The sequence below is a fragment of the Pseudomonas sp. NUPR-001 genome (genome assembly GCF_052147955.1).
Taxonomy (GTDB): Bacteria; Pseudomonadota; Gammaproteobacteria; order Pseudomonadales; family Pseudomonadaceae; genus Aquipseudomonas.
Genome location: NZ_CP197353.1, coordinates 643006 through 663505, shown reverse-complemented (window position 1 = coordinate 663505; position 20500 = coordinate 643006). Strand labels below are relative to the sequence as shown.

The window sequence follows — 20500 nt, the reverse complement described above, 5'->3', positions numbered from 1 at the left end:
TGAAAATAAGTGGCGGTGCCCATGCACCGCCAGAGCAAGCGCAGTGCAAGGCCTATTTGATCTTCTGGATAACTGGCGGCTTCCAGCTTCCATCGAGGATCGGCGCCTTACCCCAGTAGGCGCGGATGTACAACGAGATCGGCTCCTTCGGCGATGGCAGCCAGTTGCTCTCCTTGTCCTTGCCTGGGGAAACCGGGCCAACGTAAATCGTCAGCGAGCCATCGGCATTGCGCTTGAGGTCCTTGTTTTTGGTGCCAAGCGAGTAACGTTTGAGATCGTTGGCGCTGAATAAATGGTGCTGGTTGTACAGGGTCAGCGACCAGAAACCTTGCACCGGCGGCTCCTCGCCTTTGGCAAAGGTCACTTCGTAGCTGTGAGCACCGTTGAGCTGCGCGCCACTGCCGTCAAAGTCGGTATAGAAGTACTGGGTTTCATTGGGGCGGTTGTCGAACATGTTCGACTTGGACGTACCGGTGCGGTTGAAATAGTCCACGCCCCACTGCGCATTATTGGTAGAGCGGTTCCAGCCGTTGCCTGCCGGGTGACCATTGTGCTTCCACTGGAAGAACGGTGCGATCAGCTCCTTGTCTGCCAGCTTGGCCTCTTCAACCAGCAGTTTCTTGATCTCTGGATCCTTGGCGGCGATGGCCATCAGTTGACGGAACTGTGCGTAAAGGGCTTCCTCGCCCGGCAGCGGTGCCACGGTATCGAGCACCTGCGGGAACTGGTCGAAGAACTTCTCCGGAATCACCCACTTGGTTTCGCCCTGACTCGCACTGTCGGCATTGGGTACCGGGATGTCTGGGGTTTTCTTCCAGTCGATGGTTTTCATCTTCCCGTCGTAATCCTTCAGCGGGTAGAAAACCACCTGGTTGAGCTTGTCTTGGATGGCCGCACGGTCCTCGGCGGTATCGTCCATGAACACCCGCGGAATGGTGTTGGCCAACGCCGTGGGGCTGCGAATGATGGCCTCCACGCCATCGGGTTTTTCCCCTTTCCAGTTCGGCCCTACCAGCAGGTAGAAGCCGGGCTTGCTGGCGTAGGGTTTGCCCAACTGGCCGAACTGATCGGTGCGCTGGTCGTACATCGCGTAGACCCAGAAACGATCACCGAAGTCCGGCACCTGAGCAATTACCGGTTCCTCATCCAGCGAGAAGAAGCCCAGGCCGTAGACAACGTCCTGGTTCGGGCAGGTGACGAAGGTTTCAGCCGGGGTAATGTAGTCGTGCAGCATGCCGAGCTGGCCGCGCGGCGCGGCGGGCAGGATGCCTCCCAGCAAACCTGGGTGCGGCGCCTTGGTGATGCGATCATAGCGATTGATCATGTTGACCATCGGCCAACCCCACAGGTACGCCATCCGCGCAATTGTCTTGGCGTATTCGGGGTGCATCAGCACCCCGCTGGCAGGCTGGGTAAGCTGCTCCGCTGGTGCCTTGGCAGGTTCAGCCGCCTGCAAGGCGCCAGCAAGTGGGAAGGTCAAAAGAGCAGCACAGAACAGTTTCTTCGGGTCAGCCATATTCAACGTCCTTGCACAGACATCGGGATAGAGGGCGAAACTGCGCATGACGATGGACAGCCAGCTGTGCCCATCAATGCTTCGCAATAAAAGACTGTGTGAGTCTAGATCGCGAGAGGGAGACGGCAAGCCGCCTGTGCCACCCTGGACGATTACCCCACTTCAATCGCCCTCGAACACCACCGGCTTCATCGCCGCGGTATTGACCTTGAGCGTGAACACGTCCGGCCGTGAGTAATGCCCGCAGACGTCAAAGTCCAGGTTGCTGGCTTGCCCCACGCTCAGGTCAATGTCGGCATACAGAATGGTTTCCTGATCAAACACCGGCCCGGCCAGTACTTGCCCGGTGGCACTGACGATCATGCTGCCGCCGTGCATGATGTAGTCGTCTTCTGCAGCGGCCAGGCCGAAGTCTTCCCGATAGGCCGCCGGGTATTCGCCCAAGGTGATCGCCTGGCACGCCGACAGCACCGGAACGCGTCCTTCCAGAGCGATGTGGATCATCGACGACGCCCAGGTAGGACGATCGTCGGCCGTCGGCGCACAGTAGATTTCCGTGCCTTGGGCATACATTGCCTGACGCAGTGCCGGCATGTAGTTTTCCCAGCAGATCACGGTGCCAAGCCGGCCGAATGGGGTATCCACCGGGGCGATGCTCGAGCCATCGCCAAAGCCCCAGATGATTCGCTCCTGCCCGGTTGGCATAAGCTTGCGGTGATAGCCCGCCACGCCCTGCCCCGGCGCCAGGGTCACGGCGGTGCAGTACAAGGTCCGGCCCAGGCGCTCAATGATGCCCATCACCACATGGACGCCGGTTTCATTGACCACTTCACACAGCCTGGCCAGCTCCAGCCCGTCCAGGCTCACCGCGCCTTGCAGATAACGCAGGTACTGGGCCCGGCCAAGGTCGCTGCGGCTACCGACGACGGTGCCGAACGCAGCGCCTTTGGGGTAACCACCGAGAAACGCCTCGGGAAACACCGCCAGTGCCGTGCCTTGCGCAGCAGCGTCGCGAATCAGCCCGGCGGCTTTCTCGGCGCTCAGTTGCGGTTCGAAGGGGATAGCTGAAGCTTGAACAACGGCAACCTTGATCATGAGTCTTCCCTTGATGGATGTTGAAGAGGGTCTTAACCGCGAGTGATGTCGCGGTCTTTGGTTTCCGGGAGCAGGAACCACAGCACGATGAAACAGATCAGCGACACCGCCGCCAGGTAGGCTGCGGGAATGTTCGGGTTGTGCGTGGCCTGGATCAGGGCGACGGCAATGAACGGCCCAGGCCCGGCCAGCAACGCCAGGGCGACGTTATGGCCGACGGCTGCGCCAGTCGAACGAATCGATGCCGGAAACACTTCAACCAGCAGCACCACATCCATCACCGCGGTGATCGCCACCAGCACGGCCATGATCACCAGTCCCAACAGGATCGCGGCGAAACTGCCGGTGTTCATCAGCAGGAACACCGGGTACGCCAGCAGGGTCAGGCCTGCGGCGGCGGCCAATACGAACGGACGGCGGCCGAAGCGATCACTCAAGCGGCCAACCAGTGGGTTGAACAGGGTATAGAGCGCCAGGGCCACGCTGCACAGCAGCAGGGCGGTCGATTTGCCCAGGCCCACCGTTTGGGTCAGGTGGGTGTTGGCGTAGGTGATGAAGTAATACAGCGACACCCCAAACAACGCGGAAAAAGCGAACGAGATTACGAAAGCGCGCTGTTTGGCCTGGCGCGACACCGGCTCCAGGGCATGGGTGGCGCGCTTGTGCTGCAGCGCTTCGTAAACGGGGGTGTCACCCAGTTTGCGTCGGATGTACATGGCCACAGCGGCCATGACGATCGAGGCCACGAACGGTACGCGCCAGCCCCACTGCATCAGGTCTGCATCCGAGAGTGTCGCGGTGATGATGGCGGCGATTGCAGTACCACACAGAAAGGCTGCGCCCGCGGTGCCGGTGATGACACTGGCGGCGGTGGCCCGGCGATTGGCGGGGGCGCTTTCAACGATGTAGATCCCGGCGCTGGACCACTCGCCACCGACCATCATCCCCTGCAGAAAGCGCAGCGCAACCAGGAGGATCGGCGCGGCGATGCCAATGGCCGCATAGTCGGGTAACAGGCCGATCAAGGTGGTGGCCAGGCCCATGCCGAACACGGTAATGATCAGCACCGCACGCCGCCCCAGTTTGTCGCCGATCGGCCCGAGCACCACGGCGCCCAACGGGCGTGAGAGAAAGCCCACGGCAAACACCGCCAACGACGACAGCAGTGACACGCCAGGCGCTGTGGAAGGAAAGAACAGCTGCCCGATCACTGCGGCGAAGTAGCCGTAGATGGCAAAGTCAAACCACTCCATGAAGTTGCCAATACCCACGGCGATGGCGCGTTTGCGCAGCTCTGCCGCGTCGTTTGATGAGGCTGCACGTTCAGCGTGCTGTGCCTGCGCTATCGAATCTTGCATTCCGGGTCACCCGTTTATTGTTGTGTTTAAGCGCAGTGAGATTAAGAATGCCAAGGCAAATTAATCAAACGAATATAAGAGATAGCCATGATTAGTGTTGCTAATATCAGCAGGGTCGACCTCAACCTGCTCATCGTTTTTCAGTGTTTGATGAATGAGCGCAGCGTGACCCGTGCGGCAGCGGTACTGCATGTCACTCAAGGCGCAGTGAGCTCTTCGCTCAAACGTCTGCGCGAACAATTTCAGGATGAGTTGTTCAGCCGCACCGGCACGGGCATGGTGCCAACGCGGCGGGCAATGGAGATTGCGCCGAAGATCACCGAAGCCCTGACCGCCGTCGCATCAATCGTCGAGCAACGCCCACAGTTCTCCGCCGAATCGTCGAATCGGGTGTTCAACATTGCCCTGTCGGACGATATCGAAAGCTACCTTTCGCCCAGGCTGGTCAACGAGGCAAAGGCGCGTGGGCTTTCGGTGAAATTTGCCTTCCATCAGAGCAACAGTTCGCTGTGGAAAACCTCATTGGCGGATCCGGACATCGATCTGGTCTTGTGCTCCGAACCCAAGGAGCTGACCTCGCATTACAGCTCACAGGTGCTGTTTTCTTCGTCTTACTCGTGCTTGTACGACGGCCCACGCCTTGGCCTGAAAAGCCCGCTCACCCGTGATGAATACCTCAAGCACGAGCATGTGAGGATTTCCTTCGATGGGCGTCGGGGGTTCGTCGACGACCTGTTGGAAAGCGAAGGCGTTGCCCGCCGCGTCTCGGCTTCGTTCACTCATTTCAGTGGCGCCTTGGCGACCCTGGCGCAAAGCGACGTGATCGCCACCTTGCCGACCTTTGCGGCCCTGTCCTATGCGCGGATCGCGCGTTTGACCGTCAGCCCGGTGCCGATTTTCGTTCCGGCCTTTCGCGTGTTCATGGTCTGGGATGTCGAGCATAACGACGATCCGCACAACTGCTGGCTGCGCAATTTCATCATCGACACCACACAAGAGCAGCAGCGTGATTCGCTCACAGCGATCTGAGCGGCGCGCTGGCGCCATCATATTGACATCCGCCCCTCTGAACCTCGAGACTTCCCGCCTCTTCAAGGTGCTCATTGATATGGAACGCAACATGAGAAATCTACTTGCAGTCACTTTGGCCGCTGTTGTGCTGACAGGCTGCAGCGCCGAAATCGACAACGCGGAAGTTGTGACGAGAAACGGTCTGATCTACAAGTACGGCGACACCGACCCGTTCAGCGGCCGCGTGGTTAACACACCAGCTGGCCTGCCCGGTGTTTCGGCACTGTGCAACTCGGAAGTAGAGAAGGGTCGCTACAACGGTAAAAGCGAATGTTTCTACGATTCGCGCAAGGTCTACGAAGTTGAATATGCCGCTGGCAAAAAGAGCGGTGTAGAAACCGTGTACGACGCCAAGTCGGGTGCCAAGGTGTCGGTGAAAAACTGGAAAGACGGCCGCCAGGACGGAGTTACCGAGGAATACCAGAACGGTGTGCTGACGTACCAGCAAGTGTTTAAAAATGGCCAGCCAGACGGCAAGGAAACTCGCTGGACCACCGACGGTAGCAAGGTGATCACTGAGCTGACCTGGAGCAACGGCAACAAGTTCAGCGGCTTCGAAACCGACTCCAATGGCAAGCAGAACTATGCCAACGGTCAACTGCACGGTGCACAAACCGCTTATGGCTACTTTGTCGGCGGCATGAAGCAATATGTGGCGGCAGAAGGTAACTACAACAACGGCAAGCTGGATGGCGTGCAGAAGCAGTTCAAGAACATGCTGCACACCGAAATTGTGCAGCAAGAGTCCGAAGTTGTTTACCAAAACGGTACTGCTGTTTCCGGCTGGTTCCGCCAGTTCAGTACGCCAGATGGAAAGATGCTTCAGGAAATAAAGCTGGTGCGCACTCAAGAGGCTGAGGATGAAGACTTCCACAGCGGCTACCCAGGCAACCTGGTACCGGATGGCGTAATCCAGTCGTACAACGCCCAGACGGGCCAGCTTGAAGGCGAAGAGCGCTGGGCCAATGGCGTACGCGAGTCGGCATCGTCGCTGCTGAACACTGCCGCCGTGGTGTCTGCCGAAACCTGCCTGGACAGCTGGGTCAGTGCCTACCGCAATGAAGTGGGTGAGGACGCCATGGTCACCAGCGGGCAGATCGGTGAGTGGGAAGACTGGTGCGCCGAAGGGAAGATGCCTTAACCGGTATTTGCACTACCCACGAACGTTGAGGGCAGCTCCATAGCTGCCCTCACTTCAACCCTTGACGCACACCACCTGGCGCAAGGTATGCACCACCTCCACCAGCTCCCGCTGGGCCTGCATCACCGCGTCGATGTCCTTGTAGGCCATGGGAATTTCATCGATGACGTCTTTGTCTTTGCGGCACTCGACATGGGCTGTCGCACGCACCTGATCCTGCACGGTGAACTGCCTTTTCGCCTGGGTACGGCTCATGGTTCGCCCGGCGCCGTGGCTGCACGAGCAGAATGATTCTTCGTTGCCCAAGCCCCGCACGATAAAACTCTTGGCCCCCATCGAACCGGGAATGATGCCCAACTGGCCTTTCTGCGCCGACACTGCGCCTTTGCGGGTGACCAGAATGTCGTGGCCGAAGTGGCGCTCGCGCTGTACGTAATTGTGGTGGCAGTTGACCGCTTCCAAGTCGGCTTCGAACGCTCGCCCAAGTACCTGACGAGCCGCACTGATCACCGCCTGCATCATCAAGGCGCGATTCTGCCGGGCAAAGTCCTGGGCCCACTCGACCGCCTCGACATAGTCGGCAAAGTGGCGGCTGCCCTCGGCGAAATAGGCCAGGTCTTTATCCGGCAGGTTGGCGATGTGCTGACGCATATCGGCCTGGGCCAGCTCGATGAACAGGTTGCCAATGGCATTACCCACCCCGCGCGATCCGCTGTGCAGCATGAACCAGACGCGGTCGGCCTCATCCAGACAGACTTCGATGAAATGATTGCCGCCGCCCAGGGTGCCCAGGTGCTGACGGTTGTTGGTTTTTTCCAGCCGCGGGTACTTGGCGGTGATCGCCTTGAAGCGTCCCGCCAGCGCTTTCCAGGCATGGTCGGCTTGTGCCGGGACATTGTCCCAGGCGCCTTGATCGTGACGGCCAAAGGTTTTGCCATGGGGCACGGCGTGCTCGATGGCGCTGCGCAAGCGGTGCAGGTTGTCAGGCAGGTCGCGGGCCAGCAGCGAGGTACGCGCAGCGATCATGCCGCAGCCGATATCCACCCCGACCGCTGCCGGAATGATCGCACCCAATGTAGGAATGACGCTGCCGATGGTCGAACCTTTGCCCAGATGCACATCCGGCATGACGGCCAGATGCTTGAAGATGAACGGCATCTTCGCGGTGTTGATCAGTTGCCGGCGGGCCTCGTCTTCGACGGGAACACCCTCGGTCCAGAGTTTGATCGGTTTGCCACCGGCCACTTCGAGCAGGTTCATGTCCCACCTCGGCTAGACAGGCTTGTATTTACACGCAGATACATACATGCGTTCGAGAAATTTTACAGTACAGCAGACAGCAACTAAGGTGTATTTCAGAGGAGCGAATCGCGGCTGGCATGACGCCAACCGACACGTGCTGAGCAGGTGCCTGTGGGCATCTGGATTTGCCTCTTTTTGAGGGCCGGGTAGACAACTCCACGGGGCGCCGCAAGCCAACCCGGAGTTGTCCCCGCCTCTCCTTTTCCCCGCCCTTACTTCAATTTCAGCTGGGTACGCAGATAGTCGTACAGCCCTGCCGCACTCTTGCGATAGCCATCGGCGCTCAGGTGCACCAGATCGCCGCGCGCCAGGCCTTGCGCCTGCCAGGCGACAATCGAGCACGGCCCGCCCATATAGGCTTGCCAGTCCCAGAACAGGGCGTTGGCTTGCCTGGCGGTGTCACGCTGGATGCGCACGATGGCCGCCAACTGCTGCGGCTGGCGCGCCGCGCAACTGTGCGCCTTGCGCTGTTTGATCGAGTCAGGCGGGCCAACCAGCAACAGCACCGTACGCGGCAGGTTGCGGCGCAGCTGCTCAAGGGTTTGCTGAAGTTGAGCCTGGTACAGGTTCAGGTCCAGGGTGTCATCGAAGGCTTCATTGGTGCCGTAGGCGAGGATCACCAGATCCGGGCGCAGCGATTTCAGCGTGGTGTCCCAACCGGGCTGCCATTTGTTCTGCACGTCCAGCCGTGCGCCATTGATACCCAGGGCCGAGTAGATGACACCGGCATTTTTCTGCCCTTGCAGGTACCAGCCACCCAGCACCGTACCGGGACGGCTGTCGAGGGTCAGGTCCAACGGCAGGCCGACGTTGTTGACCACCGGGCCGAAACGCCATTGCCCGGCAGTGGCCGCCAGCAGTCGGCGGTTCTGGCCACGGCCATCACTGAGCAGCAGCGAGGTGCTCTCGCGTGCCTGGTACAACGCCGACACCCGGTAACGCTGGGCGCTCGGTTCGCGGGCTTCGATGCGCACGCTGGGCTTTGCCGCCAACGGCACCGAAAGGTAGCCGCCCAGCGGGAACTGGCTGCTTTGCTGGTTGCGCGCCGACACCAGTTCCCACTGGCGCTTGGCAGTTTTCAGAATGACCTGCTCATAGCGCGTGCCCGGCACTGGCGTGGCCGCCACCAGGCCGATGCCGCCATCACCATACTGCGCTTGCAGCAAGCGGCGCATCTCGCCACTGAACAGATCGGCAGCGGTGTGGGAATCGCCGAACTGAACGATGGTCACCGGCGCACGGTTGGCGGCCTTGAACTTGCCCGCCAATATCGCCAGGTTGCCATCGCTCTGGTTTACCTGTGGCCTGGCCGCAGTGGTGACCGGTTTGCCTGCGCTATTGACTGCCGCCACCGGGCTACAGCCCGGCAACAGCAGGATCACTAGGGCGAGCCCGAGCATGTTGTGCAATTGACGCATCAGTGTCCCGTTACAGTGAGGCCCGGGAAGGCGATCATCGACAGTATCTGTTCGGCAATCAGCTTCTGCCCGGTAATGGTGAAATGGATGCCGTCATCGACCCGGGTCTTGACCCGCTTACCCTGGCTGTTCTGCAAGGTGTAGGAGAAGGTGTCGTCCTTGTAACCTAGCACCGGGTTGGCCGAGAGGTAGTGTTGCTGATACAGACCGACCTGCTCCTGGTACAAGCCGCTGAGGTAGGCCATGGCACTGGACAACCGCGGTTTCTGCATATTCGGTGGCCCGACCCAGATCACCTGCACCTGATGTTCACGCGCCTGTTCGAGAATGGCGTCGATACGCTGGCGGTAGGCGCTTTCCCAGTCTGGCGACTTGAAGCGCAGGAACGGCTTGCCCTTACCCTGAGGCATATCCCAGGGATCGTTGGGGCCAAGGAAAATCACCATCAGGCGAATGTTGGGCGAACTGTCCAGGGTGCGGGCCACGGTTTGCGGCCAGTTGAAAAAGCCTGGGTAGGCCAGCCCGGTGCTCTGCCGGCTGAGGTTGACGCTCTTGATCTGGTAGCGTTTGCGCAGGCTGTTGGACAGGTGCGGTGCTACGCCTTGCATCAACGAATCCCCCACCAGGAACACTTCGTCGCCTGCTGCGAGAGAGACTACCGTGGCGGCTGGAACAGAAGGCGGGGCAACGGCGGCAGGCTTGCTGACCACCGCCATTGGCGCCGCCGCTACTTTGGCAACTGGCGGCTTGCTCACGACAGCAGGCGGCGCAGGAGGCGTATCGAGCAGCACCGGCACCACTGGAATCGGCGCTGGCAACTCGACGGTTTCAACTTGAGCGACTGCCGTGCCGCTTTGGCTCAGGCTGTCGACAAAGCTGTCGCGGGCCGCACCCAAGGCCTGCGTCAGGTTAGCGCCCAGGCGCCAGGCCGGGCTTTGACCGAGTACCGGCAACTCGCAGCTCTGATGGTATTTCTGCTGGCAGTAGAGACTGATCGAGTCCTGGTTCAACCAGAACAGCAGCACCGTGGTCAGCACAATGCCGTAGAGCGCCTTGGCCGCGCCCAGGTGCGCACGCAACAGTTGAGCCGAGTTAGAAGCTGGCATAGATGAACCCCGGCACGCCTGACTGCGAAGCAAAAATCACCAACGATACAAACACCCCGAGCGGAACCGGATAGAACTGCCAGGGCAAGCGGGTACTGGCGGCAAACAATGGCCGCAACAAGGCCAGCAGTTGTGGATACAGCGCAACATAGGCCACGCAAGCGAGCAGCAGCAGGCCAGTAGCCGAGAACAGCCCGCTCAGGCTCAAGCTGCCGATGCCGGCGAGCATGTCCATGGCGTCATCCAGGTTGGCGCTGCGAAAGAAAATCCAGGCAAAGGCCACGTAATGGAAGGTCAGCAAGCGCGCTGCCAACCCGGCGCCCGGCCAGCGCATCGGCTGCGGCAGTACATAGGTAGAAGCCTTGTACAGGGCCAGGCCAACACCATGCAGTGCGCCCCAGATAATGAAGTTCACGCTCGCGCCATGCCACAGCCCGGAAATCAGCATGGCCAGCAGCATGTTCAGGTTGCCGCGCCAAACGCCGCGGCGGTTACCGCCTAGCGGGATGTACACGTAGTCACGAATGAACAACGACAGGCTGATGTGCCAACGCGCCCAGAATTCCTTGAGATTGCGCGCGGCATACGGTGCGTTGAAGTTGTCGGGCAAGCGAAAGCCCAGCAACAGCGCAATCCCGGTAACCAGGTTGGTGTAGCCACTGAAGTTGAAATAGATCAGGAAGCTGTAGCCATAGACGCTCAGCAGCACCTGCTCGGGCGAAAAAGCGCCCGGGGTCTCGAACACCGGGTCAACCCATTCGCTGGCCAGCCAGGCACTGCAGAAAAACAGCTTTACCACCGCCAGGGCAATCAGCCCCAGCGCCCGCTGCGGCTCCAGCACCTGACGCAGGCGCTGCGGGCGAATCTGCGCCAGCATGTGCTCGGCACGATTGACCGGGCCGGCAATCAGGCTAGGGAAGAATGCCAGGTACAGCGCCAAATCCAGCGGGGTTGCCGAGGTCATCTGGCGGCGATTGATCGACACCAGGTAACTGACCGAGTGAAAGGCGTAGAACGACAGCCCGATTGGCGCCAGCACTTCCAGCACCGGCAGCGACACATCGAAACCGGCACTGGCCAGCGCGCCCTGCAGGCTGCCGACAAAGAATTCCTGATACTTGAACAGGTAGAAACACCCCAGCACCAGCAGCAACACCAGCAGATAACTGAAGCGTCGCCCGGGGTAGCGTTCGCCTAACAGGCCGAGCAGGTACACCAGCACGGTGTAGCCCAGCAGAACGTACAGGGAGTTGAGGCTGAAACTGGCCACCAGCGCGTAACTAGCCGCCAGCAACAACACGTTCTGCAGGCGAACGCTCCAGCACAAACTCCAGTAAATGACGAAAAACAGAATGAAGCTGAGGCCAAACTCGATCGAAAGGAAGCTCACAACGTAGTCCATTACGTGACGTCAGAGAAAAAGGCTGCACCTGCGCGAAGGGCGCGAGATAAAGCGGTCGCGATTATGTCAGAGAGCTGCAAGCCCTCACAACGCGAGCCATGCAGGAAAATCAAGGCTTAGCCATCGGCGTTTATGCAACAGAATGCGACGAAAGATCCGACCTATCGATTTGCTCCCCCCGCCCCGCTCTGCTAGTGTCGCGCCGTTTATACTGCCACCGAGACAGCCGCCATGGCCCGAAAAAAAGCCACTATTGATTTCGAGCAATCCCTCGCCGACCTGCAAGCTTTGGTCGAGCGCCTGGAGAACGGTGAGCTGTCACTGGAAGACTCGCTGGCCGCCTTTGAACAAGGCATCAGCCTGACCCGCGACTGCCAGAGCGCACTGGTTCAGGCCGAACAGAAGGTTCAGGTGCTGCTGGAGCGCGATGGCGAACTGAAGGCCGAACCTTTCGACGCGGAATCGGCAGAATGATTGCCCAGTACCAAGCCAGCTCTCAGGCTCGGGTCGATGCCGCCCTTGAGCAGTTGTTCATTGCGCCTTCGGCGGAGTTGACCCGCCTCTACGCCGCCATGCGCTACAGCGTGATGAACGGTGGCAAGCGCGTACGCCCGCTGCTGGCCTATGCCGCTTGCGAAGCCTTGGGCGTTGCCCCTGAGCAAGCCAATGGCGCCGCCTGCGCTGTCGAGTTGATCCATGCCTATTCGCTGGTACACGACGACCTGCCGGCCATGGACGATGACGACCTGCGCCGCGGTCAGCCAACCACGCACAAAGCCTTTGACGAAGCCTGCGCCATTCTTGCCGGTGACGGCTTGCAGAGCCTGGCCTTCAACGCCCTGCTCGACCCACAGCTGAGCCCTCAGGCCGACAGCATCCGCCTGGCCATGGTCCAGACCCTGGCCCTGGCGGCCGGTCCGGCCGGTATGGTCGGCGGTCAGGCCATCGACCTCGGTTCGGTGGGGGTCAAGCTGGATCAGACTGCGCTTGAGTTCATGCACCGGCACAAAACCGGTGCACTGATTGAAGCCAGCGTGCGCCTCGGCGCCCTGGCCAGCGCCCGCGCCAGCCAGGCGCAGCTCGATGCCCTGCAAACCTACGCGCAGGCCATTGGCCTGGCCTTCCAGGTGCAAGACGACATTCTCGATGTCGAAAGCGATACTGAAACCCTGGGCAAACGCCAGGGCGCCGATATCGCTCGCGACAAGCCAACCTACCCAGCCCTGCTCGGGCTGGAGGCCGCCAAGGTCTATGCTTTGGAATTGCGCGATCAGGCCCTGGACGCCCTGCGGCCATTCGACGCAGCGGCCGAACCGTTGCGCGAACTGGCTCGCTATATCGTCGAACGCCGTAATTAAACGCTGATCGTTTCGCGGGACAAACCCGCTCCTGTGAGAGCGGCCTTGCCCCGCGAAGCGATCAGCGCAAACGGGCAGCCATTACCGCAATAAGGTAAACTGCCGCCACTTCATATCTATAACGATTCGCCTGATGCCCACGACGTTTCAAGAGATCCCCCGCGAACGCCCGGTCACGCCGCTGCTCGACCGTGCCGATACGCCTGCCGGCCTGCGTCGGCTGGCTGAAGCCGACCTGGAGAACCTGGCTGACGAACTGCGCCAGGAGCTGCTCTATACCGTTGGTCAGACCGGCGGGCATTTCGGTGCCGGCCTGGGCGTTATCGAATTGACGATTGCCCTGCACTACGTTTTCGACACCCCGGACGACCGGCTGGTGTGGGACGTCGGTCACCAGGCCTATCCGCACAAGATCCTCACCGGCCGCCGCCAGCGCATGCACACCCTGCGTCAGAAGGACGGCCTTGCTGCCTTCCCGCGCCGTGCCGAGAGCGAGTACGACACCTTTGGCGTTGGCCACTCCAGCACCTCGATCAGTGCCGCCCTGGGCATGGCAATTGCCGCCCGCCTGCAGAACGATCCGCGCAAATCCATCGCGGTAATCGGTGACGGCGCGCTGACCGCCGGCATGGCTTTCGAAGCGTTGAACCACGCTCAGGAAGTGGATGCCGACATGCTGGTGATCCTCAACGACAACGACATGTCGATTTCGCGCAATGTCGGCGGCTTGTCCAATTACCTGGCCAAGATCCTCTCCAGCCGCACCTATTCGAGCATGCGCGAAGGCAGCAAGAAGGTGCTCTCGCGTCTGCCTGGCGCCTGGGAAATCGCCCGTCGTACCGAAGAGTACGCCAAGGGCATGCTGGTACCCGGCACCCTGTTCGAAGAACTGGGCTGGAACTACATCGGCCCAATCGACGGTCACGACCTGCCGACCCTGGTCACCACTTTGCGCAACATGCGCGACCTAAAGGGGCCGCAGTTCCTGCACGTGGTCACCAAGAAGGGTAAAGGCTTCGCACCGGCTGAAGTCGACCCGATTGGCTACCATGCGATTACCAAGCTCGAACCTGTCGATGCCCCGGTTGCCGCGCCGAAAAAGGCTGGCGGTCCGAAGTATTCGGCGGTGTTCGGCCAGTGGCTGTGTGACATGGCTGCGGCTGACGAGCGCCTGGTCGGCATCACCCCGGCGATGAAAGAAGGCTCCGACCTGGTGGCCTTCAGCGAACGCTACCCAGCGCGCTACTTCGACGTAGCCATCGCTGAACAGCACGCGGTTACCCTGGCGGCGGGCATGGCCTGCGAAGGCGCCAAGCCGGTGGTGGCGATCTACTCGACGTTCCTGCAGCGCGCCTACGATCAACTGATCCACGACGTTGCCGTGCAGAACCTCGATGTGCTGTTCGCCATCGACCGTGCTGGCCTGGTTGGCGAAGACGGCCCGACCCACGCCGGCAGTTTTGACCTGTCGTTCTTGCGCTGCATCCCCGGCATGCTGGTGATGACCCCAAGCGACGAGAACGAACTGCGCAAGATGCTCAGCACCGGCCACCTCTACAACGGCCCGGCGGCGGTCCGCTACCCACGCGGCAGCGGCCCGAACGCGACCATCGACAACGACCTCGCACCGCTGGAAATCGGCAAGGGTGTGGTGCGCCGCCAGGGCAGCAAAGTCGCCCTGCTGGTGTTCGGTGTACAGCTGACAGAAGCACTGAAGGTTGCTGAAAACCTGGATGCCACTGTGGTGGATATGCGCTTCGTCAAACCCCTGGATGAAGCCTTGGTGCGCGACATGGCGGCAAGCCACGAGCTGCTGGTGACCATCGAAGAGAACGCCATCATGGGCGGTGCCGGTGCTGCGGTCAGCGAGTTCCTCGCCCGCGAAGCCGTGCTCAAGCCGGTGCTGCACCTGGGCCTGCCAGATGTCTATGTCGAGCACGCCAAGCCTGCGCAAATGCTGGCTGAGTGCGGGCTGGATGCTAGCGGTATTGAAGCCTCGGTGCGTCAGCGCATGCAATTGCTTGGTCTTTGAGACTTCTATCGCGGGGCAAGCCCGCTCCTACAGGTAGGTTGATTAACCCTTCTGTGGGAGCGGGCTTGCCCCGCGATAACACCGGATACACCCATGCGACGCCTGACTCCACTCCTGTTCTGCCTGCCCACCACGCTGCTCGCCGCCCCCATCGACCGTGACAGCGCCCTGAAGCTACCCGACACCCTGATCAGCGCCAACCGCCAGGTTGAAGACCGCACGCAATCCACTGCCGCCAACAGCGTATTCACCCGCGACGACATCGACCGCCTGCAGCCATCCAGCGTCACCGACCTGCTGACCCGTGTGCCCGGGGTTCAGGTAGCGCGTACTGGCGGTCGCGGCAGCCTGCCGGGAATTTTCATTCGCGGTACCAAATCCGCACAAAGCCTGGTGCTGGTCGATGGCGTACGTATTGCCAACACCTCGTCCGGTGACAGTGGCCTGCAGTTTCTCAACATCGATCAAATCGAGCGTGTCGAGGTGCTGCGTGGTTCGCGCTCGGCCATTTATGGCAGCGATGCGATTGGTGGGGTCATCCAGATTTTTACCCGCCGTGCCAATAAGCCAGGGTTGCAGCCAAGACTGCACCTGGGCGCAGGCAGCAACCAGACCTGGCAGCGTGATGTTGGCCTTTCCGGCGGTAATGAGCAGACTCGATTCAACCTCGCAGCCGGATTGGAAGAAAGCGCTGGCATCAATGCGACCCGTGAGTCTTTTCCTGCCTGAATTCAACACATAAGTGCAACGCTCGCCCCTGCATAAACTTCGTACGGCGTCTTCCAGCCCAGGCGTTTTCGCGGGCGTAAATTGATCTTCGTTACCACGCGACTGACCGCCTCGACGGTCAGCTTGCTGAAGTCGCCGCCCTTGGGAAAATACTGCCGGAGCAGGCCGTTGGTATTTTCATTAGTGCCTCGCTGCCAGGATGAATAGGGTTCTGCAAAAAAGACTTGGCACTGGCTCCGATGCGCAATGCGTTCATGCCCGGCAAACTCCTTCCCGTTATCCAGCGTCAGCGTGTGAACAGCATGCCCCTTGAGCAACAGATTGATCGCCCGCGTTACCTGCCGGCGCGTCCTGCGCTTGACCGGATAGGCGCTCAGGTAGCCGCTTTTACGATCAACCAGCGTGACCAGATTGCCGCCTACGCCATGCACCGTGTCACCCTCCCAATCACCTAGACGCTCGCGGGCTTCGACCTCAGCAGGGCGCTCGGTTATCGATACGCGATTACGCAACTGTCCGCGCCGGTCGTGGCTTCCGTAGCGTTTTCGGTACAGCTTCCTGCGGTGCCGCAAATACTTGTATAACTCGCCACCTGCGTGTTTGTCGGTGGCGATAAACCGATAAATCCACTCGTGACTGACCGCGCGCTCCGGCTGCTCTTGCTTCAGGCGCTGAGCAATCTGCTCCGGGCTCATACCGTGTTTTAGCCAGAGCGGCAGATAATGGCTGAACCACGTTAATGGCTTGCAGTGCTTGCGCGCCTGCGCTCGACGGGCATCACTTTCATGGGTCGCAGCAACCGCTTTGTAGGTCTTCTGGGAGCTGTTGCGGCGAACCTCACGACTGATCGTCGAGGGATGTACGCCAACCTGTTTCGCGATGCTTGCCTGGCTTTTTCCGGCGCTCAGACCGGCCTCAATCTGGTAACGTTGGCCCTGAGTCAGCTGCCGGTAATGCGTAGTCATCTGCGCTTGAATCCTTCGGTGTGAGAGCCTGGATTCTACCGGTGGCTGACTCTCTGCCTATCGTTTCAAACGTTGCACTTATTCTATGAATTCAGGCTGCCAACAACGATCACGACGCCTACCGCAATAAAAGCTTCAGCCTGAACCTCAGCCATGTCGCCAGCGACGCGCTGGAAGTGGGCGTCAACCTCCTCGACAACCGGGGGCGCAGCGAATACGACAACCTGTTTGGCGATGGCAGCCAGCCTTATACCGACTTCACTGTCAGCAGTGTCGGCACCTATGCCGACGCGCAGCTCAGCGAGGCCTGGCATTCGCGCCTGGAGCTGGGCCATAGCGAAAACCGCGACACCAAGCGCGACTCGCTGCAACCGGGCAGTAGCGAGTTCAATACCTACCGTGATGCGATCAACTGGCAGAACGACTTCAGCCTCGATGAGCGCAACAACCTGATTGTCGGTGGCGATTGGTATCAGGACCGTCTGCACACCAGCAGCTCGCTGACCGAAGACAGCCGCTGGAACCGTGCAGCCTTTGTCCAGCATCGCTACAAAGGCGAAAGCTTCTCTACCGAAGTGGGCGTACGCCGCGACCAGAACCAGCAGTTCGGTAGCCAGAACAGTTGGAGCGCAAGCCTGACCCTGCCGGTTAACCCGAATAACGATGTGCTGCTGTCTTACAGCGAAGGTTTCCGCGCACCCACCTTCAACGACCTCTACTACCCGGACTTCAGCAACCCTGACCTCAAGCCCGAGCGCTCCAAGAGTTACGAACTGCAGTGGCGTAGCCAGCTTACTGACAGCACGCGCCTGGAAGCCTCGCTGTATCGCACAGACCTGCACAACGCGATTGTCTACGACAGCAACTACATTCCGCAGAACATCGGCTCGGCGAGGATCAACGGTTTCGAGGCCAGCCTGCAGCAGCAATGGTTTGGTTGGCAAAGCAGCCTTGGGCTGTCGCTGATCGATCCACGTGACCGCGAGTCCGGGCACACCCTTGAGCGCCGCGCACGGCGCACGTTAAGCCTGGACCTGGACCGCCAGTTCGATCGCCTTGGCCTGGGTGCCAGCTGGCAGGCGGTCAGCAGCAGCTATGCCGACGCCGACAATACCCGCACGCTGAGTGGCTATGGTTTGTTTGGATTGCGCAGCAGCTGGAACCTCAGCAACGAGATTCGCCTGGAATTGAAGGCCGAGAACCTGCTGGATAAAACCTATAGCCGTGCGCAGTACAGCTACGTGAGCGGTTTTGCAGATTACCGCGAAGAAGGCCGCACCTGGTTGCTGGGGGTTACCTGGACACCGGCGCTGTAGCCGCAAGCGCCTGACATAACTGCGCCGTTGCTGCGATCATCTGCCCGCTGGGGCGCTCCAGGCCCTTATCGGGCACCTGCAACAGGCGCCCGTTGCGCACCGCATCCACCTGCGGCCAGGCCTTCCAGGCATCGAGCTGGGCCTGATTAGCGGCCAGAATCACCTGAGGGTCGCGCAACAACACCGATTCCAGACTGACCTGTGGCGCAGGCACCTTCAGTTCGGCAAACACATTACGCGCGCCACACACCGCCAGCGCATCGCTGACAATCTGCTCGGCGCCAATGGTGTACAGGGGCCTGTCCCAAACCTGATAGAACGCCCGCAGCGGCTGCTCACGGTGGAAGCGTACGCGTAACGCCTGCAACTGCTCGCGCAGCTGACGTGCTCGCTCGCGCCCTTGCTGCGCGCGCCCCAGTTGCACCGCAATGGCCTCAATCTGATCGATCAATTCATCGAGGCTGTGCGGTTCGGCGCTGTAAACAGGAATGCCCAGGCGCTTGAGCTGATCACGTTGCGCAGCCGGCACGCTGCCTGGCCACACCAGCAAAAGATCAGGTTTGAGGCTGAGCAGGCGCTCCATATCAATCTGACCATAGCGCCCGACCGCAGGCACATGCTCCAGGGCAGGCAGGCGCTCACCGCCTTCCAACTGGCCGACCAGCAGATCAGCCGCCTGCAGTTCAACGACGATTTCCGACAAAGATGGCGCCAGGCTGACCACTCGCGTGGCCGCCGTGAGCGGAGCGGCCAGTATCAGCAATACCAGCAGCAAAACGCCGCGCATCAGCCCAGCTGACGCGGGATACGATAGAGGTACATCAGCACCAGGCTGGACACCGCCAGAAGGATTTGCGGCACCGCTTCCAGGCCAACAAACACCGACAGGGCCGAGATCCACGCCGGCAGGCAGGCGAACAGCATACCCAGGCGGCGAACGCGCGCCAGTTCAATCCAGGCGGCCGGTTCTGCGTCAGTGTTCAGGGCTTTTTGCGTGGCAATCAGTGCATGCTTGTAAGCGCCAAAGCGCGGCAGGCTGAGAAACATCGAGGCCACACCGGCGATGAACATCGGCATGGCCAGGACTGGAATCAGGGCCTGACCGCCACCGAAGGCCCAGGCAAACACCAGCAGCGGCGCCAGGGCCACCGCCAGGTACTGCCACCAGGCAAGCTCAAGACGACGACGAACCTGCGCGCGGGTCACGCCCGGCCGGCCTCGCCTTGGTGCTCATTGCCCATCATGTGGCCGAGCTTGCCAGCCTTGGTGGCCAGGTAGTGTTTGTTATGCGGGTTGTGACCGGTATGCAGCGGTACCCGCTCAGCAACCGGAATACCCATGCCGGTCAGGGCCTTCACTTTGCGCGGGTTGTTGGTCATCAATCGCAGCGACTTGACCCCCAGGTGCTCAAGCATCGGCTGGCACATGCCGTAGTCACGCTGGTCGGCGGCAAAGCCCAGGCGCTCGTTGGCCTCGACGGTGTCGGCGCCGCCATCTTGCAACTCGTAGGCGCGAATCTTGTTCAACAGGCCGATGCCACGGCCTTCCTGGCGCAGGTACAGCAATACACCGCGACCTTCGCGGGCGATGGCCTGCAAGGCAGCCTCAAGCTGGGAACCACAGTCACAGCGCTGGCTGAACAACGCATCACCAGTCAGGCACTCGGAATGCAAACGCCCCAGCACCGGTTGCCCGTCAGCTACATCACCCAGGCTGAGCACAACGTGCTCGCGGCCAGTGGCTTCATCGAGAAAACCATGCATGGTGAAAATCGCAAACGGGGTAGGCAGCTTGGAAGCGGCAACAAAGACGACGGGCACTTTGTGCTCCTGAATTGAAAGCTTGGAAATAAAGTGGACCGATTGTATCAGCATGTGGGCGAGCTGCTTAGGTCGAATGTTTGCTCATATCCATCGATATGTACGATTCGACCTACTCCGGACCCTTCACTTTGTCGAACGGATACGGTTGCGACCAATGGCTGAAGATCGCCCGCAGCTCGCCGTTGGCGACCAGTTTTTCCATGCGCTGATCGAACAACGCCTGCAATGCGCGGCCGTTATCGTTTTTACCGAAAGCCAGATACAGCGGTAATTCAGCGATGTGCGTACTGCGGAATTTGCTGCGTTCGCTCTCTGGCGCCTGATCCAGTACGTACTCGACCTCGGTTTGCGCATCGATATAGAAATCGACACGTCCGCGCTCGAGCATCGGCAAAATCCCTTCACGCCGCTGTACTTCGCGATAGTCGCTGATTTTCGGCAAATAGCGCTGGTAGTCGTAACCACGCACCCAGGAAAGCTTGAACTGACCCAGGTTTTCCGGGGTTGGCAGCGGTTTGCTGGCCAGGCTCAGGGCGTAGATGTGGTCGGTATCGAAGTTCCAGCGCGGGTACAGGTTGTCGGGGCTCTCTTCGTGGTAAGAACCCACCCAGGCGTCGGCTTCACCCCGTTTGACCAGGCCGATAGCCCGGCTGTAGGGGACGCTGAACACCACGACCTTGACGCCGGCGGGCTCGAAAACCTTGCGCAGAATGTCCCAGGCGATGCCGGTGCCGTCGGCGTTGGTGTAATCCTCCCAACGCTCACTGGCCAATCGAACCTGCTTGGGTACCTCGGGTGTCTCGTTGGCGCTAACGCCGCTGGCGGCCAGCACCAGGCTCAACAGGACCACTCGCCATCCACGCATCGT

General features: G+C 60.5%; 17 protein-coding genes and 2 pseudogenes. 7 read left to right on the top strand and 12 right to left on the bottom strand.

What is annotated here, in order from left to right:
- Positions 1–52: 52 nt before the first annotated feature.
- The 3 genes from ACP6KB_RS03125 to ACP6KB_RS03115 form a co-directional block, all read right to left on the bottom strand.
- Positions 53–1516 (bottom strand): DUF1254 domain-containing protein, encoded by a 1464-nt coding sequence (locus tag ACP6KB_RS03125; RefSeq protein WP_442111998.1) that lies wholly within the window; start codon positions 1514–1516, stop codon positions 53–55.
- Positions 1517–1678: 162 nt separating this feature from the next.
- Positions 1679–2611 (bottom strand): carbon-nitrogen hydrolase family protein, encoded by a 933-nt coding sequence (locus ACP6KB_RS03120; RefSeq protein ID WP_442111997.1) that lies wholly within the window; start codon positions 2609–2611, stop codon positions 1679–1681.
- Positions 2612–2643: 32 nt separating this feature from the next.
- A complete protein-coding gene (locus ACP6KB_RS03115) occupies positions 2644–3969 on the bottom strand; it encodes an MFS transporter (protein ID WP_442111996.1) in 1326 nt (441 codons plus the stop codon).
- An 87-nt stretch (positions 3970–4056) separates the two neighbouring features.
- Between ACP6KB_RS03115 and ACP6KB_RS03110 the strand changes: the two genes are divergently transcribed.
- Together ACP6KB_RS03110 and ACP6KB_RS03105 are read left to right on the top strand one after the other, a co-directional pair.
- Positions 4057–4998: a LysR family transcriptional regulator gene (locus tag ACP6KB_RS03110; protein WP_442111995.1), complete on the top strand. Its 942-nt coding sequence runs from the start codon at positions 4057–4059 to the stop codon at positions 4996–4998.
- 91 nt (positions 4999–5089) lie between these two features.
- Complete coding sequence (locus ACP6KB_RS03105) at positions 5090–6181, top strand: toxin-antitoxin system YwqK family antitoxin (protein ID WP_442111994.1); 1092 nt, start codon at positions 5090–5092, stop codon at positions 6179–6181.
- Between the two features lie 54 nt (positions 6182–6235).
- On the opposite strand, the gene ACP6KB_RS03100 is transcribed toward ACP6KB_RS03105, so the two are convergent.
- The 4 genes from ACP6KB_RS03100 to ACP6KB_RS03085 all read right to left on the bottom strand — a co-directional run bounded on the left by ACP6KB_RS03100 (position 6236) and on the right by ACP6KB_RS03085 (position 11397).
- Positions 6236–7441 (bottom strand): RtcB family protein, encoded by a 1206-nt coding sequence (locus ACP6KB_RS03100; RefSeq protein ID WP_442111993.1) that lies wholly within the window; start codon positions 7439–7441, stop codon positions 6236–6238.
- A 254-nt stretch (positions 7442–7695) separates the two neighbouring features.
- Positions 7696–8901, bottom strand: coding sequence for an SGNH/GDSL hydrolase family protein (locus ACP6KB_RS03095; RefSeq protein ID WP_442111992.1), 1206 nt, complete (start codon positions 8899–8901; stop codon positions 7696–7698).
- Complete coding sequence (locus tag ACP6KB_RS03090) at positions 8901–10007, bottom strand: SGNH/GDSL hydrolase family protein (protein ID WP_442111990.1); 1107 nt, start codon at positions 10005–10007, stop codon at positions 8901–8903. Before ACP6KB_RS03090 ends, ACP6KB_RS03095 begins: the two co-directional genes overlap by 1 nt.
- The gene (locus tag ACP6KB_RS03085) at positions 9994–11397 is read right to left on the bottom strand and encodes an MBOAT family O-acyltransferase (RefSeq protein WP_442111988.1); all 1404 of its coding nucleotides are present in this window, start codon (positions 11395–11397) and stop codon (positions 9994–9996) included. Before ACP6KB_RS03085 ends, ACP6KB_RS03090 begins: the two co-directional genes overlap by 14 nt.
- Before the next feature lie 243 nt (positions 11398–11640).
- Between ACP6KB_RS03085 and ACP6KB_RS03080 the strand changes: the two genes are divergently transcribed.
- The 4 genes and pseudogenes from ACP6KB_RS03080 to ACP6KB_RS03065 all read left to right on the top strand — a co-directional run.
- Positions 11641–11883 (top strand): exodeoxyribonuclease VII small subunit, encoded by a 243-nt coding sequence (locus tag ACP6KB_RS03080; RefSeq protein WP_133210502.1) that lies wholly within the window; start codon positions 11641–11643, stop codon positions 11881–11883.
- Complete coding sequence (gene ispA, locus ACP6KB_RS03075; RefSeq protein WP_442111986.1) at positions 11880–12767, top strand: (2E,6E)-farnesyl diphosphate synthase; 888 nt, start codon at positions 11880–11882, stop codon at positions 12765–12767. The genes ACP6KB_RS03080 and ispA overlap by 4 nt, the downstream gene beginning before the upstream one ends.
- Positions 12768–12900: 133 nt before the next feature.
- Positions 12901–14799, top strand: a complete 1899-nt coding sequence (dxs, locus tag ACP6KB_RS03070) for a 1-deoxy-D-xylulose-5-phosphate synthase (protein ID WP_442111984.1) — start codon at positions 12901–12903, stop codon at positions 14797–14799.
- A 93-nt stretch (positions 14800–14892) separates the two neighbouring features.
- Positions 14893–15519: pseudogene (locus ACP6KB_RS03065) on the top strand (TonB-dependent receptor); the annotation flags it as partial.
- Positions 15520–15530: 11 nt separating this feature from the next.
- Here the strand turns inward: ACP6KB_RS03065 and ACP6KB_RS03060 are convergent.
- Positions 15531–16493 carry an IS30-like element ISPsme1 family transposase gene (locus ACP6KB_RS03060; RefSeq protein WP_442107591.1) on the bottom strand — a complete coding sequence of 321 codons (963 nt, stop codon included), beginning with the start codon at positions 16491–16493 and terminating at the stop codon, positions 15531–15533.
- A 98-nt stretch (positions 16494–16591) separates the two neighbouring features.
- Between ACP6KB_RS03060 and ACP6KB_RS03055 the strand changes: the two are divergent.
- A pseudogene (locus tag ACP6KB_RS03055) lies at positions 16592–17809 on the top strand (TonB-dependent receptor domain-containing protein); the annotation flags it as partial.
- Here the strand turns inward: ACP6KB_RS03055 and ACP6KB_RS03050 are convergent.
- From ACP6KB_RS03050 to ACP6KB_RS03035, 4 genes are all read right to left on the bottom strand, one after another.
- Positions 17787–18596 (bottom strand): cobalamin-binding protein, encoded by an 810-nt coding sequence (locus ACP6KB_RS03050; protein ID WP_442111982.1) that lies wholly within the window; start codon positions 18594–18596, stop codon positions 17787–17789. The pseudogene ACP6KB_RS03055 and the gene ACP6KB_RS03050 overlap by 23 nt on opposite strands.
- Complete coding sequence (locus ACP6KB_RS03045) at positions 18596–19015, bottom strand: MFS transporter (protein ID WP_442111980.1); 420 nt, start codon at positions 19013–19015, stop codon at positions 18596–18598. Before ACP6KB_RS03045 ends, ACP6KB_RS03050 begins: the two co-directional genes overlap by 1 nt.
- A complete protein-coding gene (ribA, locus tag ACP6KB_RS03040) occupies positions 19012–19629 on the bottom strand; it encodes a GTP cyclohydrolase II (RefSeq protein ID WP_442111978.1) in 618 nt (205 codons plus the stop codon). Before ribA ends, ACP6KB_RS03045 begins: the two co-directional genes overlap by 4 nt.
- Positions 19630–19741: 112 nt before the next feature.
- Positions 19742–20497 (bottom strand): substrate-binding periplasmic protein, encoded by a 756-nt coding sequence (locus ACP6KB_RS03035; RefSeq protein ID WP_442111976.1) that lies wholly within the window; start codon positions 20495–20497, stop codon positions 19742–19744.
- Between the last annotated feature and the right edge of the window lie 3 nt (positions 20498–20500).

Coding starts and splice junctions, on each gene's coding strand:
- ispA (WP_442111986.1), top strand. CDS start 11,880: ATGATTGCCCAGTACCAAGCCAGCTCTCAGGCTCGGGTCGATGCCGCC.
- ACP6KB_RS03110 (WP_442111995.1), top strand. CDS start 4,057: ATGATTAGTGTTGCTAATATCAGCAGGGTCGACCTCAACCTGCTCATC.
- ACP6KB_RS03035 (WP_442111976.1), bottom strand. CDS start 20,497: ATGCGTGGATGGCGAGTGGTCCTGTTGAGCCTGGTGCTGGCCGCCAGC.
- ACP6KB_RS03100 (WP_442111993.1), bottom strand. CDS start 7,441: ATGAACCTGCTCGAAGTGGCCGGTGGCAAACCGATCAAACTCTGGACC.
- ACP6KB_RS03090 (WP_442111990.1), bottom strand. CDS start 10,007: ATGCCAGCTTCTAACTCGGCTCAACTGTTGCGTGCGCACCTGGGCGCG.
- ACP6KB_RS03105 (WP_442111994.1), top strand. CDS start 5,090: ATGAGAAATCTACTTGCAGTCACTTTGGCCGCTGTTGTGCTGACAGGC.
- ACP6KB_RS03095 (WP_442111992.1), bottom strand. CDS start 8,901: ATGCGTCAATTGCACAACATGCTCGGGCTCGCCCTAGTGATCCTGCTG.
- ACP6KB_RS03060 (WP_442107591.1), bottom strand. CDS start 16,493: ATGACTACGCATTACCGGCAGCTGACTCAGGGCCAACGTTACCAGATT.
- dxs (WP_442111984.1), top strand. CDS start 12,901: ATGCCCACGACGTTTCAAGAGATCCCCCGCGAACGCCCGGTCACGCCG.
- ACP6KB_RS03120 (WP_442111997.1), bottom strand. CDS start 2,611: ATGATCAAGGTTGCCGTTGTTCAAGCTTCAGCTATCCCCTTCGAACCG.
- ACP6KB_RS03115 (WP_442111996.1), bottom strand. CDS start 3,969: ATGCAAGATTCGATAGCGCAGGCACAGCACGCTGAACGTGCAGCCTCA.
- ACP6KB_RS03125 (WP_442111998.1), bottom strand. CDS start 1,516: ATGGCTGACCCGAAGAAACTGTTCTGTGCTGCTCTTTTGACCTTCCCA.
- ACP6KB_RS03080 (WP_133210502.1), top strand. CDS start 11,641: ATGGCCCGAAAAAAAGCCACTATTGATTTCGAGCAATCCCTCGCCGAC.
- ACP6KB_RS03050 (WP_442111982.1), bottom strand. CDS start 18,596: ATGCGCGGCGTTTTGCTGCTGGTATTGCTGATACTGGCCGCTCCGCTC.